The following is a 20,709-nucleotide window of genomic DNA, read 5'->3' on the forward strand; positions in this document are numbered from 1 at the left end:
TCTCGATAAATATTTTTAAATTGCTTATAACATGTGTTATAAGCAATTTTTTTATTTAATAGAGATGAAGTTAAAACAAATCGAAAGGGTAAAAAAAATCTCGAAGGCTGATTTTATTTCCCAGTATGTAAAAAATCAAATTCCTGTTGTTGTTGAAGAATTGACCGAAGACTGGCCAGCTTATCACAAATGGAAATTATCTTATATCAACGAAATTGCCGGAAATACTATCGTTCCTCTATACGATGACAGACCTGTAAATCACGAAGATGGTTTTAACGAAGCGCATACGACTATGAAAATGAGTGATTACATTCATCTTCTGGAATCAAAACCAACCAATTACCGCATTTTTCTTTATAATCTGATGAAAGAAGTCCCACTATTAAAAGAAGACTTTTTATGGCCGGATATTGGTTTAAATTTGGTGAAACAAATGCCAATGCTATTTTTTGGCGGAGAAAATGCGCGGGTATTCATGCATTATGACATTGACTATTCCAATATTTTACATTTTCATTTTCACGGAGAAAAACAGTGCATGCTTTTTGCTCCCGATCAATCCAAATACATGTACAAGGTACCACATGCGTTAATTTCAAGAGAAGACATTGATTTTGACAACCCCGATTATGAAAAATTCCCCGCTCTTAAAAATGCACAGGGATTTATCACTAATTTAAAACATGGCGAAATGCTGTACATGCCTGAAGGATACTGGCATTACATGAAGTATTTAACCCCGGGATTTTCAATGAGTCTGAGAGCTTTTCCTAAAAATATTACAAACCTGTCAAAAGCCTTTTACAATGTTTTTATTATGCGCTATTTTGATATCATGATGCGTAAATTCAAAGGTCAAAAATGGATTGACTATAAAAATGAAAAAGCCATACGGAATACCAATGAAAATCTGCAAAAAACCATTTAAGACTACCCTCGTAATTCCTAAAAAGCTATTTTTCGTGTTCCCGTAGCATCATTTTCCAAAATCACTTTTACCAATACCATCTGGTTTCCTAACGCTAAATTTTGTATTTGAAACTCTTTGTTGCCAATTTTGCTTTTGCTGTAAAGCAGTTTTCCAGACACATCATAAACAAAAACGTCTTTAAGCTGTTCTTTTGACGACACATTTATTATTCTATTTTTAACAGAAACAACGATAGCATTCCTGGTGTTTTCAAAATCGTCAACACCTAATGTTTTTCTGGTATAACGCAACACCAATCGATCTAAGAAAGTTCCGACTTCTGTTGTAAAAGTATAGTTACTTTGTTTTAAATTATGAATCTCTCCAGTTGTTTTATCTTCGATATAAATAGCCTGTTCACTCATATTATCATCTACCTCATCAATTGAGATAGTAAAATCACCCGCGATTGTCGTACGATATCCTAAGGGAACAAGGTCCGTATCTACAAAAGGCAAAGCTCTACCCTGAATGACATAATTGTTTCCGTTTGCTACGCTGTAAAAATCGAGATAAGGATTTGCATTAAAACTAATTCCGTCATAATTACTATCATATTCATTAGTCGCTCCCTCTACATATCCTACCAGCAACTGTTTGAAAGCCCCTGAAGTATTGGTCATGTTTAACCAGATGCGTTTTTTTACCAAAGTAGTTTCCTTTGATGCACTTTCAGATTTAAAAAACTGATTGTTATTGGCGCCGCCTAATCGCATTGAATTGTTAAATTGTACTTTTCCTGCACCTACTGTGGTCACAAAAAACGATTGTCCGGCTGCTATTTTACCCGTTGGCTTAATTCCATTATCATTTGCCGGAATATCACTATGCAACGGATCTGATTTCGCCGAAACGCCTCCACTTAAATTATAAGAAGCATAATCATCGGCTGTGTACTGATTTGTATATGTTAGTTTTACAGGTGTATTGTGCGTCCAAAAATAAATTGTCCCCCCTAGTATACTATTTGTACTTATAAGTGCATCAGCATTTAAAGCAGATGGATAAGGATTTCCTATCAAATAACTTTTTCCCGAACTCAAAGATTCTCCTTCCAGACTTCCATTATTCGGAACTCCTGAAAAAATTCCTGTGAAGGCTGCTTTAACTGTATTGGAATAAGTCTCGGGACCGCGAATAATATACCCCTTACCTACTACCATATTAGTTGTTCTGTCGGTAGATACCCATTGCGTACCATCGAACCCAAAATACTTTGTTGGCGATGTTCCCGACGAAAGATCGATTAATCTTTGGGGGCTTACGGGAGTAGACCAATACAGATAATCCTTTTTTAGAATTCCCGGACTTGTTCTCTCGTACGAAATATTTCCAGAATTAACTGCATTATTTACCTGAACCAGACTAGAACTCGTTTTGAAAGTCAAAGTTGTTCCCGGCGCCGAATCCACAATTAATGCATTCCTAACCGTTAAAGTATTTGATGTATTTATGGTTACATTTTTTCCTGCATTTATTGTACAGCCACAGCTATTCACATCTCCGGACGAAGAAAAATCATCTGCAAAAACAATATTCTGGCTTACTGTTGGTGTCCCAAGCGACCATCCCCCAGCTATTGTATACGTATTCGTTGCTAAAGCATTTACGACAATACTCGACAATGGCAAAGAAGCACAGGTGCCCGGATATTGTACCGTAAAATTATAAGTACCGGGAGCCAGACCTGTGATGGTATATTTAGTCCAATCGGCACCTATACCTCCTGAATAAGTATTTGAAAACGTGCCTGTTTGAGTAATCGTATAATCGTTTCTGTTCGGTAAATTCTTTAAGACCACAGTACCTGTCAGAACATCACAGGTGGGTTGCACCACCGGATCATTAAGTGGTGTCCCCGGCAGAATAGCCGTCGTTATATTTTGTACCGTCGCAGTACCGGTAGCACTGGTTCCACATCCATTTTTTGATCTAAGTCTGTAATAATAGGTTGTACTTGCAGTCAGTCCGGTCACTGTATAGGTCGTCACATTTCCGATATCAAGGGCATTATATCCTGATACAGTACTTGCAAATGTATTCACAAGAGAGACATCTAATAAATAACTCACTGCGTTGGCTTCTGCACTCCAGTTCGCCGTAAATGCAGTACAAGAAGTATTAGTAGCTGCCTGCAACACAACATTCCCCGGAGAAACGGCAGGTTTGTAAGTTATCGTATTGGAATAAGCACTCAGACAGGTACCGCTAAATGCCCGAACTCTGTAATAATAAGTAGTCGCATTGCTTAAACCTGTAATATTTACCGTTAAAACATTCCCCACATTCAAACCATTGTAACTTCCAACAAAGCTTCCAAAATTAATATCTGTAGAAAGATCCAGTGTGTAATAAGTCGATCCTGAAACAACCTGCCAATTTGCTGTAATCTGGGTACAGGTTGCTCCGCTTCCTGCCAAAGCAACAGGAGCTGTTCCGGATGACGTTACATTTACCGAAGCAGTATTATTTGCACTTATGGTTGAAGCACAATTATCGGCAGAATTACCACTTGTTCCGGAAGTTAAAGATGTAACTGTTAAACTTTTACTCCCTAAAGCTGAAAATCCGGGAGCTGTAAAAGCACCGGTTCCACTTGTACTTACGGTCATACTTACCGGTGTCTGAGTTACTCCGTCTACCTGATAAGCAACACTATAGGTCCCTACCGGTAAACTACCATTTAGGGTTATCGTTGACGATGTTCCGGTACAAATATTTACGGTTGAGGCTGATGTACTTGTCAGACTATAAGTCGGACAGGTATAAACAATCACAACTTTTCCGGTTCCTCCGGCTCCCCCTGCTGAAGCCGAGCCTAAAAGTGCCGATTTTCCTCCGCTACCTCCTCCTCCGGGTTGAGTTCCCGCATTACCATTACTATTGGCTAGTAAACCTGTAATACTAGCACCTCCTGCCCCTCCGACATCTGATCCGCTTGTACCTCCGGCTCCTCCGGCTCCGGTTACAGCCGGTAAAAGGGTCTCACCAGCCCCACCGTTCACTCCGTCGACTTTAGTGGCTCCTGTAGACCCTGAAGCTAATCCTCCGGCACCTCCTGCCGGATTGGTGACTGTACCATTATTGACAGCCCCTCCATTTCCTGCCAATGCAATTAAATAACCTGTAATCGATGAATTATCTCCTGCACCTCCATTACCTGACAAAACTCCCGCACCTCCTTTACCAACTGTAATTGAAAGGGTTGTTTGAATGGAGATGTTCATAGAATAAGTACCTCCTGCAAAAGCTCCTCCTCCTCCTCCTCCGGCGGCTCTCTGTAAACTCAGACCCGGAACAGTTGAGCCACCTCCGGCTCCACCGCCTCCCCAGGCACTCATAGTTACTGATGACACACCTGCAGGAACATAAAAACTATTTGTTCCAACACTTGAAAAAGAGACTGTTTTAGTCTGTGCATAAAAAAATAAAGGCAATGCAAATAACTGAAGTGTAAGTAAATATTTTCTCATCGTGGTATTTTTTAATATTTAAAAACATAACTTCTCAATCAGACAAGAATCTGATTGAAGTAATTTCTAAATACCTCAAAAAATAAAACGCCGAAACAGGATAGATTAATCCTGACAGTACAAGTAAGATGTTGAATTAAAAAGTACTTTTTGTTTCATTTAACTGGGGCATTTAAATTCGCAATCAGTATTTTAGGCAAGTAAAGGGAATAGAGTAAAGACACTCTATTCTATAAGCTTCAATAGGAAATGATAAAAATTAACTTAACAGGCTTTTAAGTATTTCAATCGTAAAGCAGCAACAAGGTACGATTTTATTTACATTCAAACTAAATATTTTTGATTTAATTGTGAGAATTTAACACTTATAACTTTTTCAAGACACTTATAAACAGCATTTTGTCAATAAACATCGCGGTTCATACTCCAAATATTATATTAAAAAGATCATAAACAATTACTTCTTTTAGACAGGTATTTAAAGTAAAATCTTCCTTGTCACTATTTTCCCGTTTCCAAGTATAACTTTTACAATTAAAATCTGATGGTTTGAATTGAATTTTGGAAGTTGAAATTCTAAGTTCTCAAGATTTTCTTTTCGATACATTTGTTTGCCTAAAATATCAAAAACGGTTATTTGACTGATTAGTTCCTGAGTTGAGATTACTTTAATAATTCTATCCTCTACTGAAATGAATACCTCCGGATTCTTCTCCGAAAAACTGTTGCTTACTAAAGCTTCATCAATACAAGACAGCGCAAAACGTTCCTTAAAAGTTTCCCGGTCAATAGAAAATAGATAAAGTCCCTGTTTTGAATGGTTCTCTATTTTTAATTTTTCGTCTTTTAGAAATACGACCTTATTAAAACCAATTCCATTTACAAAATCATTTTCTGTACTGCCATGCAAATCCAAACCGATTAAATATCGACATAAAGTTTGATTGAGGTTTAACGTACCGCTTTTTTTATCGGATTGTAAAAATTCCCTTCGCACTATATTGCTTTTCTTTCCGTAATCAATCGTGCTGAAAAAAACAGCCGCTTTCCCTTGTTCCGCGTAAAGCCACGGACTATGAAAATAGCTCGTCAAAATCAGAAAAAAAAGCACTTTTTTTATCAAAGTTGAAAATTAAGACGGTTACTTTTAACAAGAATTAACACAAAAATAGACACTCTTTATGAAATCTACAATCACCAATTTTGGTGATTTTTCAAACACACTATTCTCTTAAATACAAAAAAATCTACTGCGAAAAACGGAATGGATTCTTTTTGAATGAACTCTTATTTTAAAATTTACTGAAAAATAATTTTTCGTGTAGCTGTAAAATCATTTGCCAAAGTAACCTTTACTAATAATACCTGATTGGAGGATGATAAATTTTGTATTTGCAATTCTGTATCATTCACTTTCTTTTTAGTGTACAGCATTTTTCCCAACACATCATATACCCTAACTTCTTTAATATTTTCCTGGAAAGATTGTACCGCAATTACTTTGTCTTTTATCGAAACTGAGATACCCTCTTTTGCGTTCCCAAAATCGTCAACACCTAAAGTTTTATCTGTGTAACGTAACACCAACCTTTCCGTAAAACTACCTGCCTCAGTTTTAAAAGTAAAATTACTTTGCGTTAAATCATGAATAATCCCAACTGCCTTATCTTCAACATAAATCTTCTGATTCAACATCTTACCATCTACTTCGTCTATTGCAATTGTAAAATCGCCAGCAACAGCAGTTCGATAACCTAACGGAACACTATCAGAATCTGTAAACGGTAAGGCGCGTCCCTGAATTACATATTTATTCCCATTACTTATACTGTAAAAATCTATATACTGATTAGCATCAAAAGTTAATCCGTCATAATTACTATCATAGTCATTGGTAGCTCCTTCAATATAACCCACTAATAATTGCTTAAAAGCTCCGGATGTACTCGTCATGTTTAGCCAAATGCGATTCTTTTCAATCGCGGTTCCTTTCTTCGGATCCGCTGATCTAAAAAACTGGCCATTATCTGCTGCCCCCAATCGCATTGCATTGGTAAAAAGTACTTTTCCTGCAGCTTTAGTAGTCACAAAAAAGGCTTGCCCGGCTGCAATCTTACCTGTTGGCTTTGTACCTCTATCAAGTGTCGGATTACTATTATAACCAGGATCTGATTTTGCCGATACGCCACCGCTAAGATTGTAAGAAGCATAATCATCGGCAGTATACTGATTCGTCACTGTAGGCACCGCAGCCGTATTATGCGTCCAAAAATAAAGTGTTCCGTTTATTACAGCATTATTTGCTACATTAGCAATGAGATCATCTGCACTTACGGCAGACGGATATGGATTTCCTATTAAATAACTTTTTCCTGAATCGAACAGCTCTGTTTCTATATTTCCATTATTCGGAACTCCCTTAAAACTTGCCGGATAAGCTGTCTTAGAGGCATTCGAATAATTTGACGGGGCACGAATAATATAACCTTTGCCTACTATCATATTATCAGTCTTATTCGTTCGCACCCATTGTGTGCCATCGAAACCGTAATACATAGTGCCGGGCGTTAAAGGCGAAAGATTCACTAATGTTTGCGGGCTTACCGGAGTTGACCAATACACATAATCTTTTAACAATATAGGTGAGGTGGTACGTTCATACGTAATATCACCCGTATTTACTACATTATTTTTTTGTATTAAACTTGCCGTATTTTTAAAGGTTATTGTAGCACCTGTAAGTACTTTAACATCATTCGTAATGGTCAGGGTATGTCCCTCTCCTATTACAACATTTATTCCTGAATTAACTTCGCAAGAACATCCGCTTACATCCCCTGTGGACATAAAATCAGAGCTAAAAATGAGTTTCTTATCTATGGTTGGAGTATCATCCCATCCGCCTGGTCTATAGGTTGCTATTGCCGGTGGTGAATTGATAACAACTTCCGTAGTAGCTGCTGATGTACAGTTGCCATTTCCAACTGTGTACGAATATGTCCCTCCTGCCAGATTAGCGTCTGTAACCTTAGTTCCGGTATAAGACACCACTACTGCTCCGGGTGATCTTGTTAATGTTCCACCAGATGGCAGTCCGCTTAAAGCAATACTACCAGAAGTAACACTACAGGTTGGCTGTGTAACTGTTCCCACTATTGGGCTACCAACTATTACAAAATCCACCCTCGTCCTAGCAGTCGGATCCCCGGAGCAAGCCGCATAATAAGAAGTAGTACCTATAGTATTGGTATCTGCAAGACCGGAACCACTTACTCCTACCGGATTAAACGAATTTCCTGAACCTATGCTTGTTCCTCCACTAGCTGTTGTATACCAATCTATTCTTCCCGGCAAAGTATAATTTACTGTAATGGTAATATTGGTGATATTTGCGTCGGGAACTCCGGCATCGTCCACAGCTTCTCTAAATGCGAAGATCCAATTTCCGGATGGACTTCCAGTACCCCATAGCCCCAGCCCCAACGGGATATTACTTACGGAGCCAGGAACGTTATTATCAGCCCCATTGGGTACAGGCCTCAAATCATTTTGAACCTGCCCGACAGCAACAGGAGGCGTTACCCTAACTAGCACTTCACTTATCCAGGAAGCACTACTTGTTGTATAACTTATCACAACATTTGTAGCCTTTACTACCGCTCCGGCCGGTAACGAAGGAACATTTATAGTAATGTTTGTATTTCCGCCACCACCATAAGATGTACTATTTGATGTTCCACCACTACCAATGGCGGTAATAGGCGTCTGCTCTTCTACAGCACAAACAGATGAAATAGCTAACGAACCGGAACCTCCCGGGCAAATTGTAACGTCGGTTCCAACCGGAAAATCATAGATTATAAAATTTACATGCGTTCTACAGGTCGGATCCCCGGAACAAGCCGCATAATAAGTAGTAACACCTGCAGTATTAGTATCTATAAGACCGGAACCCGGAACCCCTACAGGATTAAAGGATGCTCCCGAACCAATTTTAGTTCCTCCGTTGGGCGATGTATACCAATCTATTGCTCCCGGTAAAGCATATTCTACTGTAATGGTGATATTTGAAATATTTGCATCGGGATTTGCAGAATCATCAACATTTTCTCTAAATTCGAAGAGCCAATCTCCTGATGGGTTTCCGATGCCCCATAATGCTTTTGTCCCTAACCGGATATTACTTACTGAACCTGCTTGTCTATTAGCAGCAGAACCACCGTCTACAGGCCTTAAATCAGTTTGAACCGATCCAACAGCAACAGGAGGTCTTACTCTAACAAACAATTCGCTTTTCCAGGAACTAGGATTTGCCGTATAGCTTATAACAAGAGATGCACTCTTTACTACTGCTCCGGCCGGTAACGAAGGAACATTTATAGTAATGTTTGTATTTCCGCCACCACCATAAGATGTACTATTTGATGTTCCACCACTACCACTGGCAGTCATAGATAACTTACAGTCGTTAAATGAGGATGTTAAAGAACCGGAGCCTCCTTTTTGAATCCTAACACCAGATGCAATCACACAATTTCCATTTAGTATTGTATTGCCTTGTTGCGCTAAAAGCACCGAACCATGGAAGCAGTTTACCAAAACAATGAAAAAAAGTACTTTTTTTATCATTTTATCAAAATATAAATTTTAAATTCGTCTATTGTAATAATTTGACTCAAAATTACATCCCCTGTATAAAATCCACAATCACCAATTTTGGTGATTTTTTAACTACTCGTTTTATAAATCCAAAAAAAAATCCACTCCGAAAACGGAATGGATTTTTTGAAATGAACTCTTATTTATGATTTATTGAAAAATAACTTTTCTTGTCGTTGTAAAATCATTTGCCAAAGTAACTTTCACCAGCAAAACCTGATTTGAAGATGGTAGGTTTTGAATTTGCAATTCTGTATTACCTACTTTCTTTTTATTGTAAAGCATTTTTCCTGATACGTCATATACTGTAACTTCTTTGATGCTTTCTTTCGAAGATTGTACCGTAATTACTTTATTTTTTATTGAAACTAAGATTCCGTCTTTCACATTCTCAAAGTCCCCCGTTCCTAAAGTTTTACCGGTATAACGCAATACCAAACGTTCTGAAAAGTTACCCACTTCGGTTTTAAAAGTGTAATTACTTTGTGTTAAGTCATGTACAACTCCTGTTGTTTTATCTTCAATATAAATGGCCTGATTGGCCATTTTACCATCTGCTTCATCTATCGCAATCGTGAAATCGCCCGCTACAGCAGTTCGATAACCTAACGGAACAATATCAGTATCGGTAAAAGGTACCGCACGTCCCTGAATTACAAATTTCTTCTCATTACTTACACTATAAAAATCCAAATACTGGTTACCATCAAGAGTTAATCCGTCGTATAGGGTTTCATAATCGTTAGTTGCACCTTCTACATAACCCAGCAATAACTGTTTAAAAGCTCCGGTCGTACTGGTCATGTTTAACCAAATACGGTGTTTTTCGATGGTACTTTTTCTTGAGGTATTGCCTGGTCTGAAAAACTGACCGTTATCAACCGCCCCTAAACGCATTGCATTGTTAAACTGTATTTTTCCAGCGGCTTTAGTTGTTAGAAAAAATGACTGTCCGGCCGCAATTTCTCCTGTTGGTTTAACACCTCCGCCGGAGCTATAATCTACATCCGATTTCGCTGCTGTCCCTCCAACCAGATTGAATGAAGCATAATCATCCGCACTGTACTGATTGCTTTGTACAGGTTTTGCCGGTGTGTTGTGCGTCCAGAAATAAAGAGTTCCATTGATTACATTTTCATTTGCTTTTATAAATCCTTCTATACCCTCTGAAACAAATCTCTCTGCGCTTAAAGCAGACGGATATGGATTTCCTATCAAATAAGCTTTCCCAGAAGCCAACATTTCTGTTTCTATATTTCCATTGTTTGGAACTCCTTTAAAGCTTGCCGGAAAGACTGCTTTAGCGCTATTCGAATAATTGGACGGGGCACGAATAATATACCCTTTACCTACCACCATATTATCATTTCTGTTCGTTCGCACCCATTGTGTACCATCGAAACCGTAATACATCGTACTTGGCGTTAAAGAGGAAAGATCTACCAATTTTTGTGGACTTACCGGAGTTGACCAATACACATAATCTTTTAGCAATATAGGAGGAGTGGTACGCTCGTAAGTAATATCGCCTGTATTTGTTACATTATTTGTTTGAACTAAAGCTGCTGTATTCCTGAAAGTCATTGTACCACCACTAAGTACTTTGACGTCATTGACAATCTTTAAGGTGTGTCCAGCTCCTATTACAACATTTGCTCCCGAATTAACTTCGCAAGAACATCCGGTCACATCTCCTGTAGAGGTAAAATCGGAGGCAAAAATTAGTTTCTTCTCTATGGTTGGGGCAATATTCCACCCTCCATTATAAGTTGCTATTGCCGGGGGCGGATTAACAACAATCCCTGTAGTCGCTGTTGATGTACAGTTTCCGTTTCCAACTGTATAAGAATAAGTTCCTCCTGTAAGATTACTATCTGTCACTGTTGTTCCAGTATAAGGCACTGCTATTGCCCCTGGTGATCTTGTTAAAGTACCACCTGAAGGAAGACCACTTAAATTAATAGTCCCTGAAGTTACTACACATGTTGGCTGTATAACAGTTCCTACCATTGGTGCCGCCGGGATTTCGTTTATAACAAAGTTCACCATAGTTCTACAAGCAGGATCACCTGAACAAGCCACATAATAAGGAGTTGTACCTACAGTATTGGTGTTCATGAGACGTGAATCGATACCAACCGGATTGAACGAAGCTCCAGAACCAATTTTTGTTCCGCCAGAGGCTGTTGTATACCAATCTATCGTTGCCGGTAAAGTATAATTAACCGTAATGGTAATATCTGTAATATTTGCATCCGGATTAACTCCATTGTCATCAAGAGATTCTTTAAAAGCGAAAGCCCAGTTACCTGATGGATTTCCCGTTCCCCATGTGCCTAATGAAGCTTTATCAACAGGCCCAGGAGAACCAAGGGCAGAAGGCTGAAGATCAGTTTGTACTGATCCAACAGCTGCAGGTGGCGTTACTCTAACCAACAATTCATTTCTATAAGAAGGACCGTTAGCCGTAAAACTTATCGCAACATTTGTTGTTGTTACTACTGCACCAGCTGGTAATGAAGGAAAATTTATAGTAAAACCAACATTTCCGCTACCTGTGTAAGAAGTAGTATTTGATGTTCCTCCTCCGTTGCTGGCGGTCGTAGGTGTTTGAGCCACAGCAGCACAAGTCGCTGAAGACGTTAGAGAGCCAGCGCCTCCCTGGCAAATGGTAACTCCGGTCGCTACAGGATTTTTAATTGTCACCGTTCCTGCTGAAGAAGCTACCACGGGACAGCTCATGTTTTGTACTACAGCTCTGTAAGATGTTGTAACATTAACATTTGTTGCCGTTAAACTTGTTGTTGTATTTGCTATTGGGGTAATAACGGAAGTAAAATTATCCGTTGATGACTCCCATCTTACAACGCTTCCGGTATTTCCGGTTAAGTTAAAGATTGTACTGTTAGTTCCTGCACACACGGTACTATCACCTGTAACTGTACCTCCTATAGTAGGATATACCGCCACTGTTAATTGGAATGTGCTTGTACAGCTTCCTGTTGTTGCCGTAATATTGTAGATCACATTTTGTGTTGTTGCTGCTGTAGTAGTCAATGTACCGGTTATACTTGTCGGATTACCTGAACTGGCTGCAAGACCACTTACGGTAGCTGGTCCAGTTGGGGCTGACCAGGTATAGGTAGTTGATGCCGGCACAAGTCCGTTTGTTCCGTCAATCGGAGTAACAGTAAAAGGGGATCCTGAACAAGCATTAGATGACATATTTGTAATGGCTGCTCTAGGATTTGTTGTAATTGAAACAGGACTACTGTCGTAACTACAAGCCGCATTCGAAGCTGCGGATACTTTACGTCTATAGTATAGGGTTGTTACTACAGAGGGTGTAATGGCAGCAGGAGTATAATCTTCTGCATTAAAACCAGTTCCTGTAGTTGCATCTGTCCATGGTCCTGAAGCAGATGATGAAAATTGCCATTGATATCTAATAGATGGATTGGTTGTTCCACCATTATATGCATAATTCGAACCATCAAGAGTTGTGGTAGATCCTCCACAAACTGCTGAAGTAGCAGGAGTTACTGTATTTGCACTACCATCGGCAGGAGTAATGGTAAAATTAGATACATTCCCACCATTTTTTTCATAGTACTCTAATACCAAATCGCTGTTTCCGGTCAAACGTACTAACACATTTTGAAAAGCCGCTGAACTCTGTTGGTTCCATTCGTTTAAAACCAACACCCCATCTACATAAAGTCGTACCCCATCATCACCCGTAATGCTAACAAAATAACAACCTGCTGTTAATGTCGAAAGCATTCTGTAACGTACAGCAAATGTATCGGTTCTTATACTCTGCGAAGTCCCTACTGCAGTAAAAGAAAAGCATGTATCATTTCCTCCAAATCCCTGAGAGAAAGCAGTTGTACTACCTGTAACAGTATTTACCTGATTAAAATAGCCCAAGTAATTAGCAAAAGCATCAGCATTAGAAGGAGGCACAGGTACCTCAGATCCGTCAGAAAAATCATAAACATGACCTATCCATGAGTTTGTTCCTTTTGCGCTTTGAGAATCTACACTATTACTTCCACCTGTGAAAACAACAGAAATATTAGCTTGCGTATTTGATCCTGTAGAAGCACTATTACAATTCCCACTATTGTTATATTGAACATATAATACTCCGGTAAATGTTGCAGTCCAGTTGGTTATTGTTGCAGCAGTATCGTCTGCCGATGCTCTTGCTGTTCCCACATTTGTCCCCGTACTGCTACTGTTAAACAGTGTAATTCTTTTTCTAAAACCTGTGCTAGTTGAAGTGGCAGAGATTGTATACGTCAACCCTTGGATAACATTTACAGCAACATATCTCGCTAAAGGAACATTTGAGAATGTAACTCCTCCAACATTAGTTCCGGAAACTTCCCTGTTGTAGCAAATAGATGTTGTACTTCCGAATTGTGTCCCTCCGAAGTTACACTGTCCATAATTTATAAGATACGTAAAAAACAATACAAAACTTAAGAGTAGTTTTCTATTCATGGGGCTATGTGGTATTTATTTAAATTTGTTTTTGGGCAACAAAACTAATAGTTAAAGTTAAAATCCTGTTTGACAGAACTATAATAAACTGTTAATTTTGCGTACAAAAATATTATAATTCCCCACATATACAACATTTTAGCAAAAGACTTTTCTGAGAAAAACAAAAAAAATAGTTGTGATTTTAACATTTAAATGACTATTTTTAGCCGTAATCGTTAAAAAGAAAGAAAAAAGCCATGAATTCAATCTGCACTCCCAAAGAGGCTTTACTGAAGCTAGAACACTACTGTGCTTATCAGGAGCGCTGTCATGCCGAAGTGGTATCCAAACTGTACAGCCTAAAAATGACTGCCGATGAAATCGATACTATTGTGGTTCAATTGATTGAAACCAATTTCTTAAACGAAACCCGATTTGCCTGCAGCTTCGCCAGAGGAAAACATCGCATGAAACATTGGGGCAGAATTCGAATTACCAGTGAACTGAAGGCAAAGCAAATTTCGTCGGCTAATATTACGCTTGCTTTAAAAGAAATTACTATCGAGGAATACGAAACCACTTTTGATCAACTTTCGGAACGATGCTGGAATAGCATTTCCGAAAAAAATACCCTAAAAAAACGAAAAAAATTCTGCGACTATATGCTTCGTCGTGGCTACGAAAGTTTTCTGGTTTACGACAAAGTCACTTTACTCGAAAATGACTCGGAATTAAATTGATTGTTTCATTGATTTTTATTAAAAAACACTTCACGCTCACTTCTTGTTTTCCTGCGAATTCTTCATCAAAAAGTCATTTTTTACGATTATAGCTTTACAAACACAGTCTTTTTAACCTATATTTTACGATTTTTCTTATATTTAATAATCGTTATTTATAGGAAATAACAGTGATTATCATTTTCAGACATGCATTTTGTCGACTATTTTGACATTTTATCGATTAAATGATCGTTCCGAAAACCTTCATATTTCCAATCACGTATGTGTATCTATCTTTGCTCGGGCAAAATTTATCCTGTACCGGCACCACTAAATTGTATAGAAAACATTTCCATATGAAGAAAACTCTACTTTCTAAAATCCTATTTTTTCCCTTTAATTTTCTATTAGAAATAAAAAACGTCTTCGGATCTTCAAAGCTTCACTTCAGAGCAGTTTTTACTTTCATTTTCCTGATCAGCATTAGCAACTCAAATGCACAATGTAACTCTGGTGCAACTGCAGGACCCATTGAAAGTAATACAGATAAATTATGTGTAGGTGTTTCAGCTACTTTCTGGTCTACAGGATGGAAAGGAACCTGGTCCTCATCAAATTCTGCAATCTTAGAAGTTTCAACCGATAGTGATGGCCGTGCAATAGTCACTGCGAAAGCTCCGGGAGTTGCCAGTGTAATCAATACTGTAACACAATCAAATTGCAGCGTCATCAAAACTGCCCAAAAACAAGTTACTGTTTATGAAGCTTTAGGCGCTACTGGCGATATTACGGGATTCAGCCCACAATGTTCGGGAAATACAGGACAGGTGTACTCTATACCACCCGTAACAAATGCGACTAAATATGTTTGGACTGTACCATCCGGCTGGATAATCACTTCAGGAGCAAATACCAATTCCATTACAGTAACTACCAGCTCAACTGAAGGAAGTCTTACCGTTGTAGTTTCTAACGATTGTAAAACAAATAATGCCAAATACTACTATGTTGGTAATACTACTAATAAAACTGCACCACCTACCATTACGGCAAACGGAACAACAACTTTTTGTCAGGGAGGCAGTGTTACACTTACTTCAACTAAGCAAGATAACTATTTGTGGTCTAATGGCGAAACAGGTCAGAGCATAACCGTAACCACATCCGGCAACTACACGGTAACAACAAAAAAAAACGGATATAATTGTCCTAGCAATGCCTCAAACAGTATAGCCGTAAATGTACAATCAGGATTAACATTCAGCAATCAACCACAGGATTTAGTTGCCTGCGAAGGTCAGTCCGGCACCTTTAGCGTAACCACATCAGCCTCGAATGCAACCTACCAATGGCAATATTCTGCCAATGGCTCAACGAACTGGATCAATACCAATGGTGTTCAGGGTGTATCAGGTCACAATACATCAACCTTAAATTTGACCAACCTTCCTTTGTCCTATAGTGACTACTATGTTCGTTGTGTCGCAAGAAGCACAACCTCTTGTCCTGCCAATACTAACACAAACTCAAATGCTGCTAAACTAACGGTTAACCCATCATTAAAAATTACCTCACAGTCGACCGCTACTCAAACCAAATGCCTCAACGATGCCTTTACACCTTTAACGGTTACCGCTACAGCATCAGGAACCTTAACCTATCAATGGTTCAGTAATACTGCTGCAACTACCACAAACGGAACGGCATTAGGAGCTTCAAATGGCGCCAGAACCAATAGTTACACTCCACAATCCACAACATCAGGAACATTATATTACTATGCGGTAGTAACATCAAACTGCGGAACAGCAACCACTGCAATTTCAGAGGCTATTATTACCAAACAGGCAAATATTGCCCCAACAGTAGGAACTATCAAACAACCTACCTGTACTACACCAAGCGGAAGTGTTGTTTTAGAAAATGTACCTCCATCAGGAAAATTGGTGGAGTCACGTGGAACCGTCTACAATAATACCACTTCCGGAACCACATACGAAATTTCAGGATTAGCACCCGGAACTTACAAATTTGCCATTGATGATAATTGCACAAGAGTATATTCGTCAGACATTGTCATCCTGCCCGGAAATGTATGGAATGGCACTAAATGGTCAGACGGAACACCGTCGGCAAACGACCTACTTCATTTTACAGGAAATTACACTGCAGAAACAGATCTTAACGGATGTTCCTGTACAATCGATAATGGAGCAGCGGTAACTATAAAATCAGGGATGACCTTAACTATTACCAATAGTATAGACATAAACTCCGGATCTTTGATATTTCAAAACAATTCCAGTTTAATACAAAAAAGCAACGCTAAGAACACCGGAAGCATCTCCTACATTCGTACAAGTCCGCCCATATTCCAAAAAGATTATTTGTATTGGTCAACTCCGGTAACTCCGCAAAAATTAGTAGACGTTTCGCCTTCTACGCCTGCCAATTTTTATTATGGCAATGATGGTACACAATGGGTACGAACCAATAGAGAAAGCAATATGATTGTTGGAAAAGGCTACATTATCCGAGGGCCATCGAATTATACCAATACAGCCAAACAAGAATTTACCACAACTTTTAAAGGAATTCCAAACAATGGAGATCTCGAAGGAGAACTTTTAGCAGCATCCAAAAGTTACCTGGTAGGAAATCCTTACCCGTCTGCTCTAAATGCAGATTTACTTTTAAAAGACAATCCTTTATTAAACGGAACACTCTATTTCTGGACGCATAATACGCCGGCAAAACCTGTACCAACGAATCAATACAGTTCAGATGATTACGCTTCATACAACTTGAGCGGTGGGGTTTCGGCGAAATCAGACAAACAGCACAACAACGATCCTTCAAAAGACAAAGGTGTTAAACCAACGGGAAAAATAGCCGCCGGACAATCTTTTTTTGTAACAACTAATGCAGGAGGAAAAGTAAAGTTCAACAATTTAATGCGATTGGGCGGAGCCAACAACGGTCAGTTTTTCAGACCCGGAAACAGCTCAAAAGAAACCACGATCGAAAAACACCGTATCTGGTTAAACATGACCAATACAACAGGTGCATTTAAACAATTATTAGTGGGTTATATCGAAGGCGCAACCAATGACTATGAAAACAGATATGACGGACTAACTTTAGATGGTAATCAGTATTTGGATTTTTACACTACGGATCAAAAAAACAAATATGTAATTCAGGGACGTGCTTTGCCCTTTACAGATGCCGATCTTGTTCCATTAGGATACCGCACAACCGTTGCAGGTGATTTTACTGTTGCAATTGACGAAGTAGACGGAGACATGACCCATCAGGCCATTTACATTGAAGACAAAAATACCGGAACTGTTCATGATTTAACACAAAGCAATTATACTTTTAAAACCGAAGCCGGTACTTTTGCCGAACGCTTGACACTGCGCTATAAACCAGGCAAAACTTTAGGTACAGGAGATTTTGAAAAGATCGAAAATGGCATTCTTATTTCGACTGGAAATAAAACCATTCACGTATCTTCCTCAAAAGAAAACATTAAACAAGTTGTGGTTTTTGATATTACCGGTAAACAATTGTACAATAAAAACAAATTAAACAGTGAAACCTTTCAAATTGAAAATTTACCGTCTGCCAATCAGGTTTTATTGGTCAAGGTCACTTTAGCAAATGATTTTACTGTTACCCGAAAAGTACTGTTTCAGTAGTCGTTAATTCGTTAATTCGTTAATTCGTTAATTCGTTAATTCGTTAATTCGTTAATTCGTTAATTCGTTAATTCGTTAATTCGTTAATTCGTTAATTCGTTAATTCGTTAATTCGTTAATTCGTTAATTCGTTAATTCGTTCTATAAAAAAATCCATTCGCTGTAGCGAATGGATTTTTTTATAGTGTAAATTTATGAGGCTTCAAGAAGCCCAATTATGGTTTTTCGATCAAAACGCTAACCGCATTTCCTCCGAAACCTACCGCATTAATCAATATTCTTTTAATCGATTTTGTTTGTTTTTGTTCTTCTCCGAAAGGCACTCCAATAAAAGTATCGTGCTGAAACATCAAAAGTGCGAACTCTAAACTTAATATACCGGACGCTCCAAAAGTATGTCCGATCTTCCATTTGTTGGTAGTCAGCAAAGGCAGTTGAGATCCAAAAACTTTTTCAATAGCCCTCAACTCGGTTAAATCGCCTTTGATCGTTCCGGGAGCGTGCATAACAATTGCATCGACCGATTCAGGGGCTACATTCTTTAAAGCCATTTTCATTGACTTCTGAAAACAGGTTGCTTCTGCAGAAATAGAAATATTGTGTTCTAAAATCTCAGTTGCATAACCCACGCCTGTTATGTATGCAATTGCATTCTCTTTCTCGCCGGTTTCCAGACAGCAAACTGCTGCACCTTCCCCTAAAATCATAGTATTTTGGGTTTTCTCAAAATCGAAAGCCAAATTGGGCCATGATTCCGTTTCCTGATCGATTCTCGAATATATTTTAAGTGCTCTCATTTGAGCAATCGTGAAATCAGTCAATGGAGCTTCGCTTCCTCCTACCAAAAATTTATCGGCCATATCTGATTTCAACCAAGCCACACCATTCAGCAAGGCATGAAGTGCAGTTGAACAGGTTATAGAATGCGATATTTCCGGTCCAACACTCTGCAGATCGTGAGCAATCCAGGACGAGATATTTCCTAAAGTTGTTGTTGGAGAAGCTAAAGTTTGGGCTTTTCCTGTATCGATGTATTCTTTATAATGTTTTTCGAATAAATCTGTTGCCCCTCGGGACGAACCAATATTAATTCCGAAGATATCATCCGAACTCCATCCTGCCTGCTTAACCGCTTGTCGAGAAGCCGCTAAAGCAAACAAAACCGAATCATCCAGAAATTTGTACTTAGGATCGGATTCTCTTATTTCCGAGACAATTTGTTTAGACTCAGCATCCAAAGCAGCGACAGAAGTTTCCTGTTGGTCTAAAAACTGTTTCGAAAAACAATGTTGACGGTCAAGATACTTTTCCCACACTGATTGCGTATTATTTCCTAAAGGGGAAATAGATGAAAATGCTGTTATAGAGATTTTTTGTGTATTCAAAGTATTTTATTTAATCGCAAAATTACACCATTTCAATGGCTTCTTCAATGGTTTTGTATACTTTTTGAAGCTGCTCATCACTCATGATATACGGAGGTAAAATATAAACGATATTTCCGACAGGGCGCAAAACAACCCCTTTATCAATAAAGAAATTATAGAGTTTCGTTCGCATTGAACCGTAATAACTCTCTTCTGAATCTGATTTGATTTCAACTGCAAAAATAACTCCCAATGTTCTGGCAGTAATTACTTTCGAATGCTTTTCCATTTTCTTCTGAAAATCCAAATGACTCTTATGAATTCTTTCAATATTAGCCTGCATTTCATCTGTATGCAGCAAATCAATACTAGCCAAAGCCGCAGCACAACCCGTCGGATTTGCAGTAAACGTATGTCCATGAAACAAAGCCTTGTTGATATCATCATCATAAAAAGCATCGAAAACCTCTTGTGTAAAAGTGGTAATTGCCATTGGAATTGTGCCTCCCGTTAATGCTTTAGACAAACACATCATATCCGGAACTTCTGTCACATAATCCATTGCAAATGTTTTTCCTGTCTTACCGAATCCGGTCATTACTTCATCAGCAATAGTAAGAACATCATTTTCTTTGCAGATTTGAATCAGTTTTGCCAAAGCCTCCGGTTCATACATTACCATTCCGGCGGCACCCTGTACCAAAGGCTCAAAAATAAAACCGGCACAATTATGATTTTGAATCACCTTTCTCAAGACATCAAAACTCTCCTGTTCCTGTCCTTTTACCGGAACCGGAATTCGGACTACATCAATAAACATCCCCTGAAAAGCCTGTGTGTAAAAAGAGATCCCACTTGCTGCCATCGCCGCAAAAGTATCCCCGTGAAAAGCATTTTCAAAAGCAATTATAGTGGTTCGCTTTTCATTTTTATTGAAAAAATACTGTAAAGCCACTTTTATAGCCACTTCAACCGCCGTCGAACCATTATCAGAAAAGAAAATCTTCTGCTGGTTTTTAGGCATAATCTCAATTAGTTTCTCCGCCACTTTAACTGCCGGTTCGTGTGTAAAACCACCAAACAATACATGCTCTAAAGTAGTTAACTGTTTGTAAATCGCATCGGCAATAAATCGGTTACTGTGTCCAAACGGATTCACCCACCATGAGGCAATAGCGTCAATATATTCTTTGCCGTTCTCATCCCAAAGTAAAGCTCCTTCACCTCTGGAAATTGCTATTGGCGCTTGTGCAGTTTTATGCTGTGTATAAGGATGCCAAAGGTATTGGCTGTCTTTTTCTGTTAATGTCATGTTGTTTA

9 protein-coding genes are annotated in these 20,709 nt (G+C 38.7%); 3 read left to right on the forward strand and 6 right to left on the reverse strand.

The window, feature by feature from the left end:
* Positions 1–64: 64 nt before the first annotated feature.
* A complete protein-coding gene (locus OLM58_RS06405; RefSeq protein ID WP_264531641.1) occupies positions 65–931 on the forward strand; it encodes a cupin-like domain-containing protein in 867 nt (288 codons plus the stop codon).
* 17 nt (positions 932–948) lie between these two features.
* Here OLM58_RS06405 and OLM58_RS06410 read toward each other — a convergent pair whose 3' ends face one another.
* The 4 genes from OLM58_RS06410 to OLM58_RS06425 form a co-directional block, all read right to left on the reverse strand.
* On the reverse strand, positions 949–4,446 hold the full coding sequence (locus OLM58_RS06410; RefSeq protein WP_264531642.1) for a T9SS sorting signal type C domain-containing protein: 3,498 nt from the start codon (positions 4,444–4,446) through the stop codon (positions 949–951).
* A gap of 478 nt (positions 4,447–4,924) precedes the next feature.
* Complete coding sequence (locus OLM58_RS06415; RefSeq protein WP_264531643.1) at positions 4,925–5,557, reverse strand: T9SS sorting signal type C domain-containing protein; 633 nt, start codon at positions 5,555–5,557, stop codon at positions 4,925–4,927.
* Between the two features lie 188 nt (positions 5,558–5,745).
* Entirely contained in the window at positions 5,746–9,075 is a 3,330-nt protein-coding gene (locus tag OLM58_RS06420; RefSeq protein ID WP_264531644.1) for a T9SS sorting signal type C domain-containing protein, read from the reverse strand.
* Between the two features lie 180 nt (positions 9,076–9,255).
* A complete protein-coding gene (locus tag OLM58_RS06425; RefSeq protein ID WP_264531645.1) occupies positions 9,256–13,614 on the reverse strand; it encodes a T9SS sorting signal type C domain-containing protein in 4,359 nt (1,452 codons plus the stop codon).
* A 239-nt stretch (positions 13,615–13,853) separates the two neighbouring features.
* Between OLM58_RS06425 and OLM58_RS06430 the strand changes: the two genes are divergently transcribed.
* Positions 13,854–14,336: a regulatory protein RecX gene (locus OLM58_RS06430; RefSeq protein WP_264531646.1), complete on the forward strand. Its 483-nt coding sequence runs from the start codon at positions 13,854–13,856 to the stop codon at positions 14,334–14,336.
* A gap of 338 nt (positions 14,337–14,674) precedes the next feature.
* Positions 14,675–18,022 (forward strand): T9SS sorting signal type C domain-containing protein, encoded by a 3,348-nt coding sequence (locus OLM58_RS06435; RefSeq protein WP_264531647.1) that lies wholly within the window; start codon positions 14,675–14,677, stop codon positions 18,020–18,022.
* 215 nt (positions 18,023–18,237) lie between these two features.
* Here the strand turns inward: OLM58_RS06435 and OLM58_RS06440 are convergent, their stop codons facing one another.
* Both OLM58_RS06440 and bioA read right to left on the reverse strand, forming a co-directional pair.
* Complete coding sequence (locus OLM58_RS06440) at positions 18,238–19,407, reverse strand: beta-ketoacyl synthase N-terminal-like domain-containing protein (protein ID WP_264531648.1); 1,170 nt, start codon at positions 19,405–19,407, stop codon at positions 18,238–18,240.
* A 22-nt stretch (positions 19,408–19,429) separates the two neighbouring features.
* Positions 19,430–20,701: an adenosylmethionine--8-amino-7-oxononanoate transaminase gene (bioA, locus tag OLM58_RS06445; RefSeq protein WP_264531649.1), complete on the reverse strand. Its 1,272-nt coding sequence runs from the start codon at positions 20,699–20,701 to the stop codon at positions 19,430–19,432.
* Between the last annotated feature and the right edge of the window lie 8 nt (positions 20,702–20,709).

It is taken from the genome of Flavobacterium sp. N502540 (genome assembly GCF_025947365.1).
GTDB lineage: Bacteria > Bacteroidota > Bacteroidia > Flavobacteriales > Flavobacteriaceae > Flavobacterium.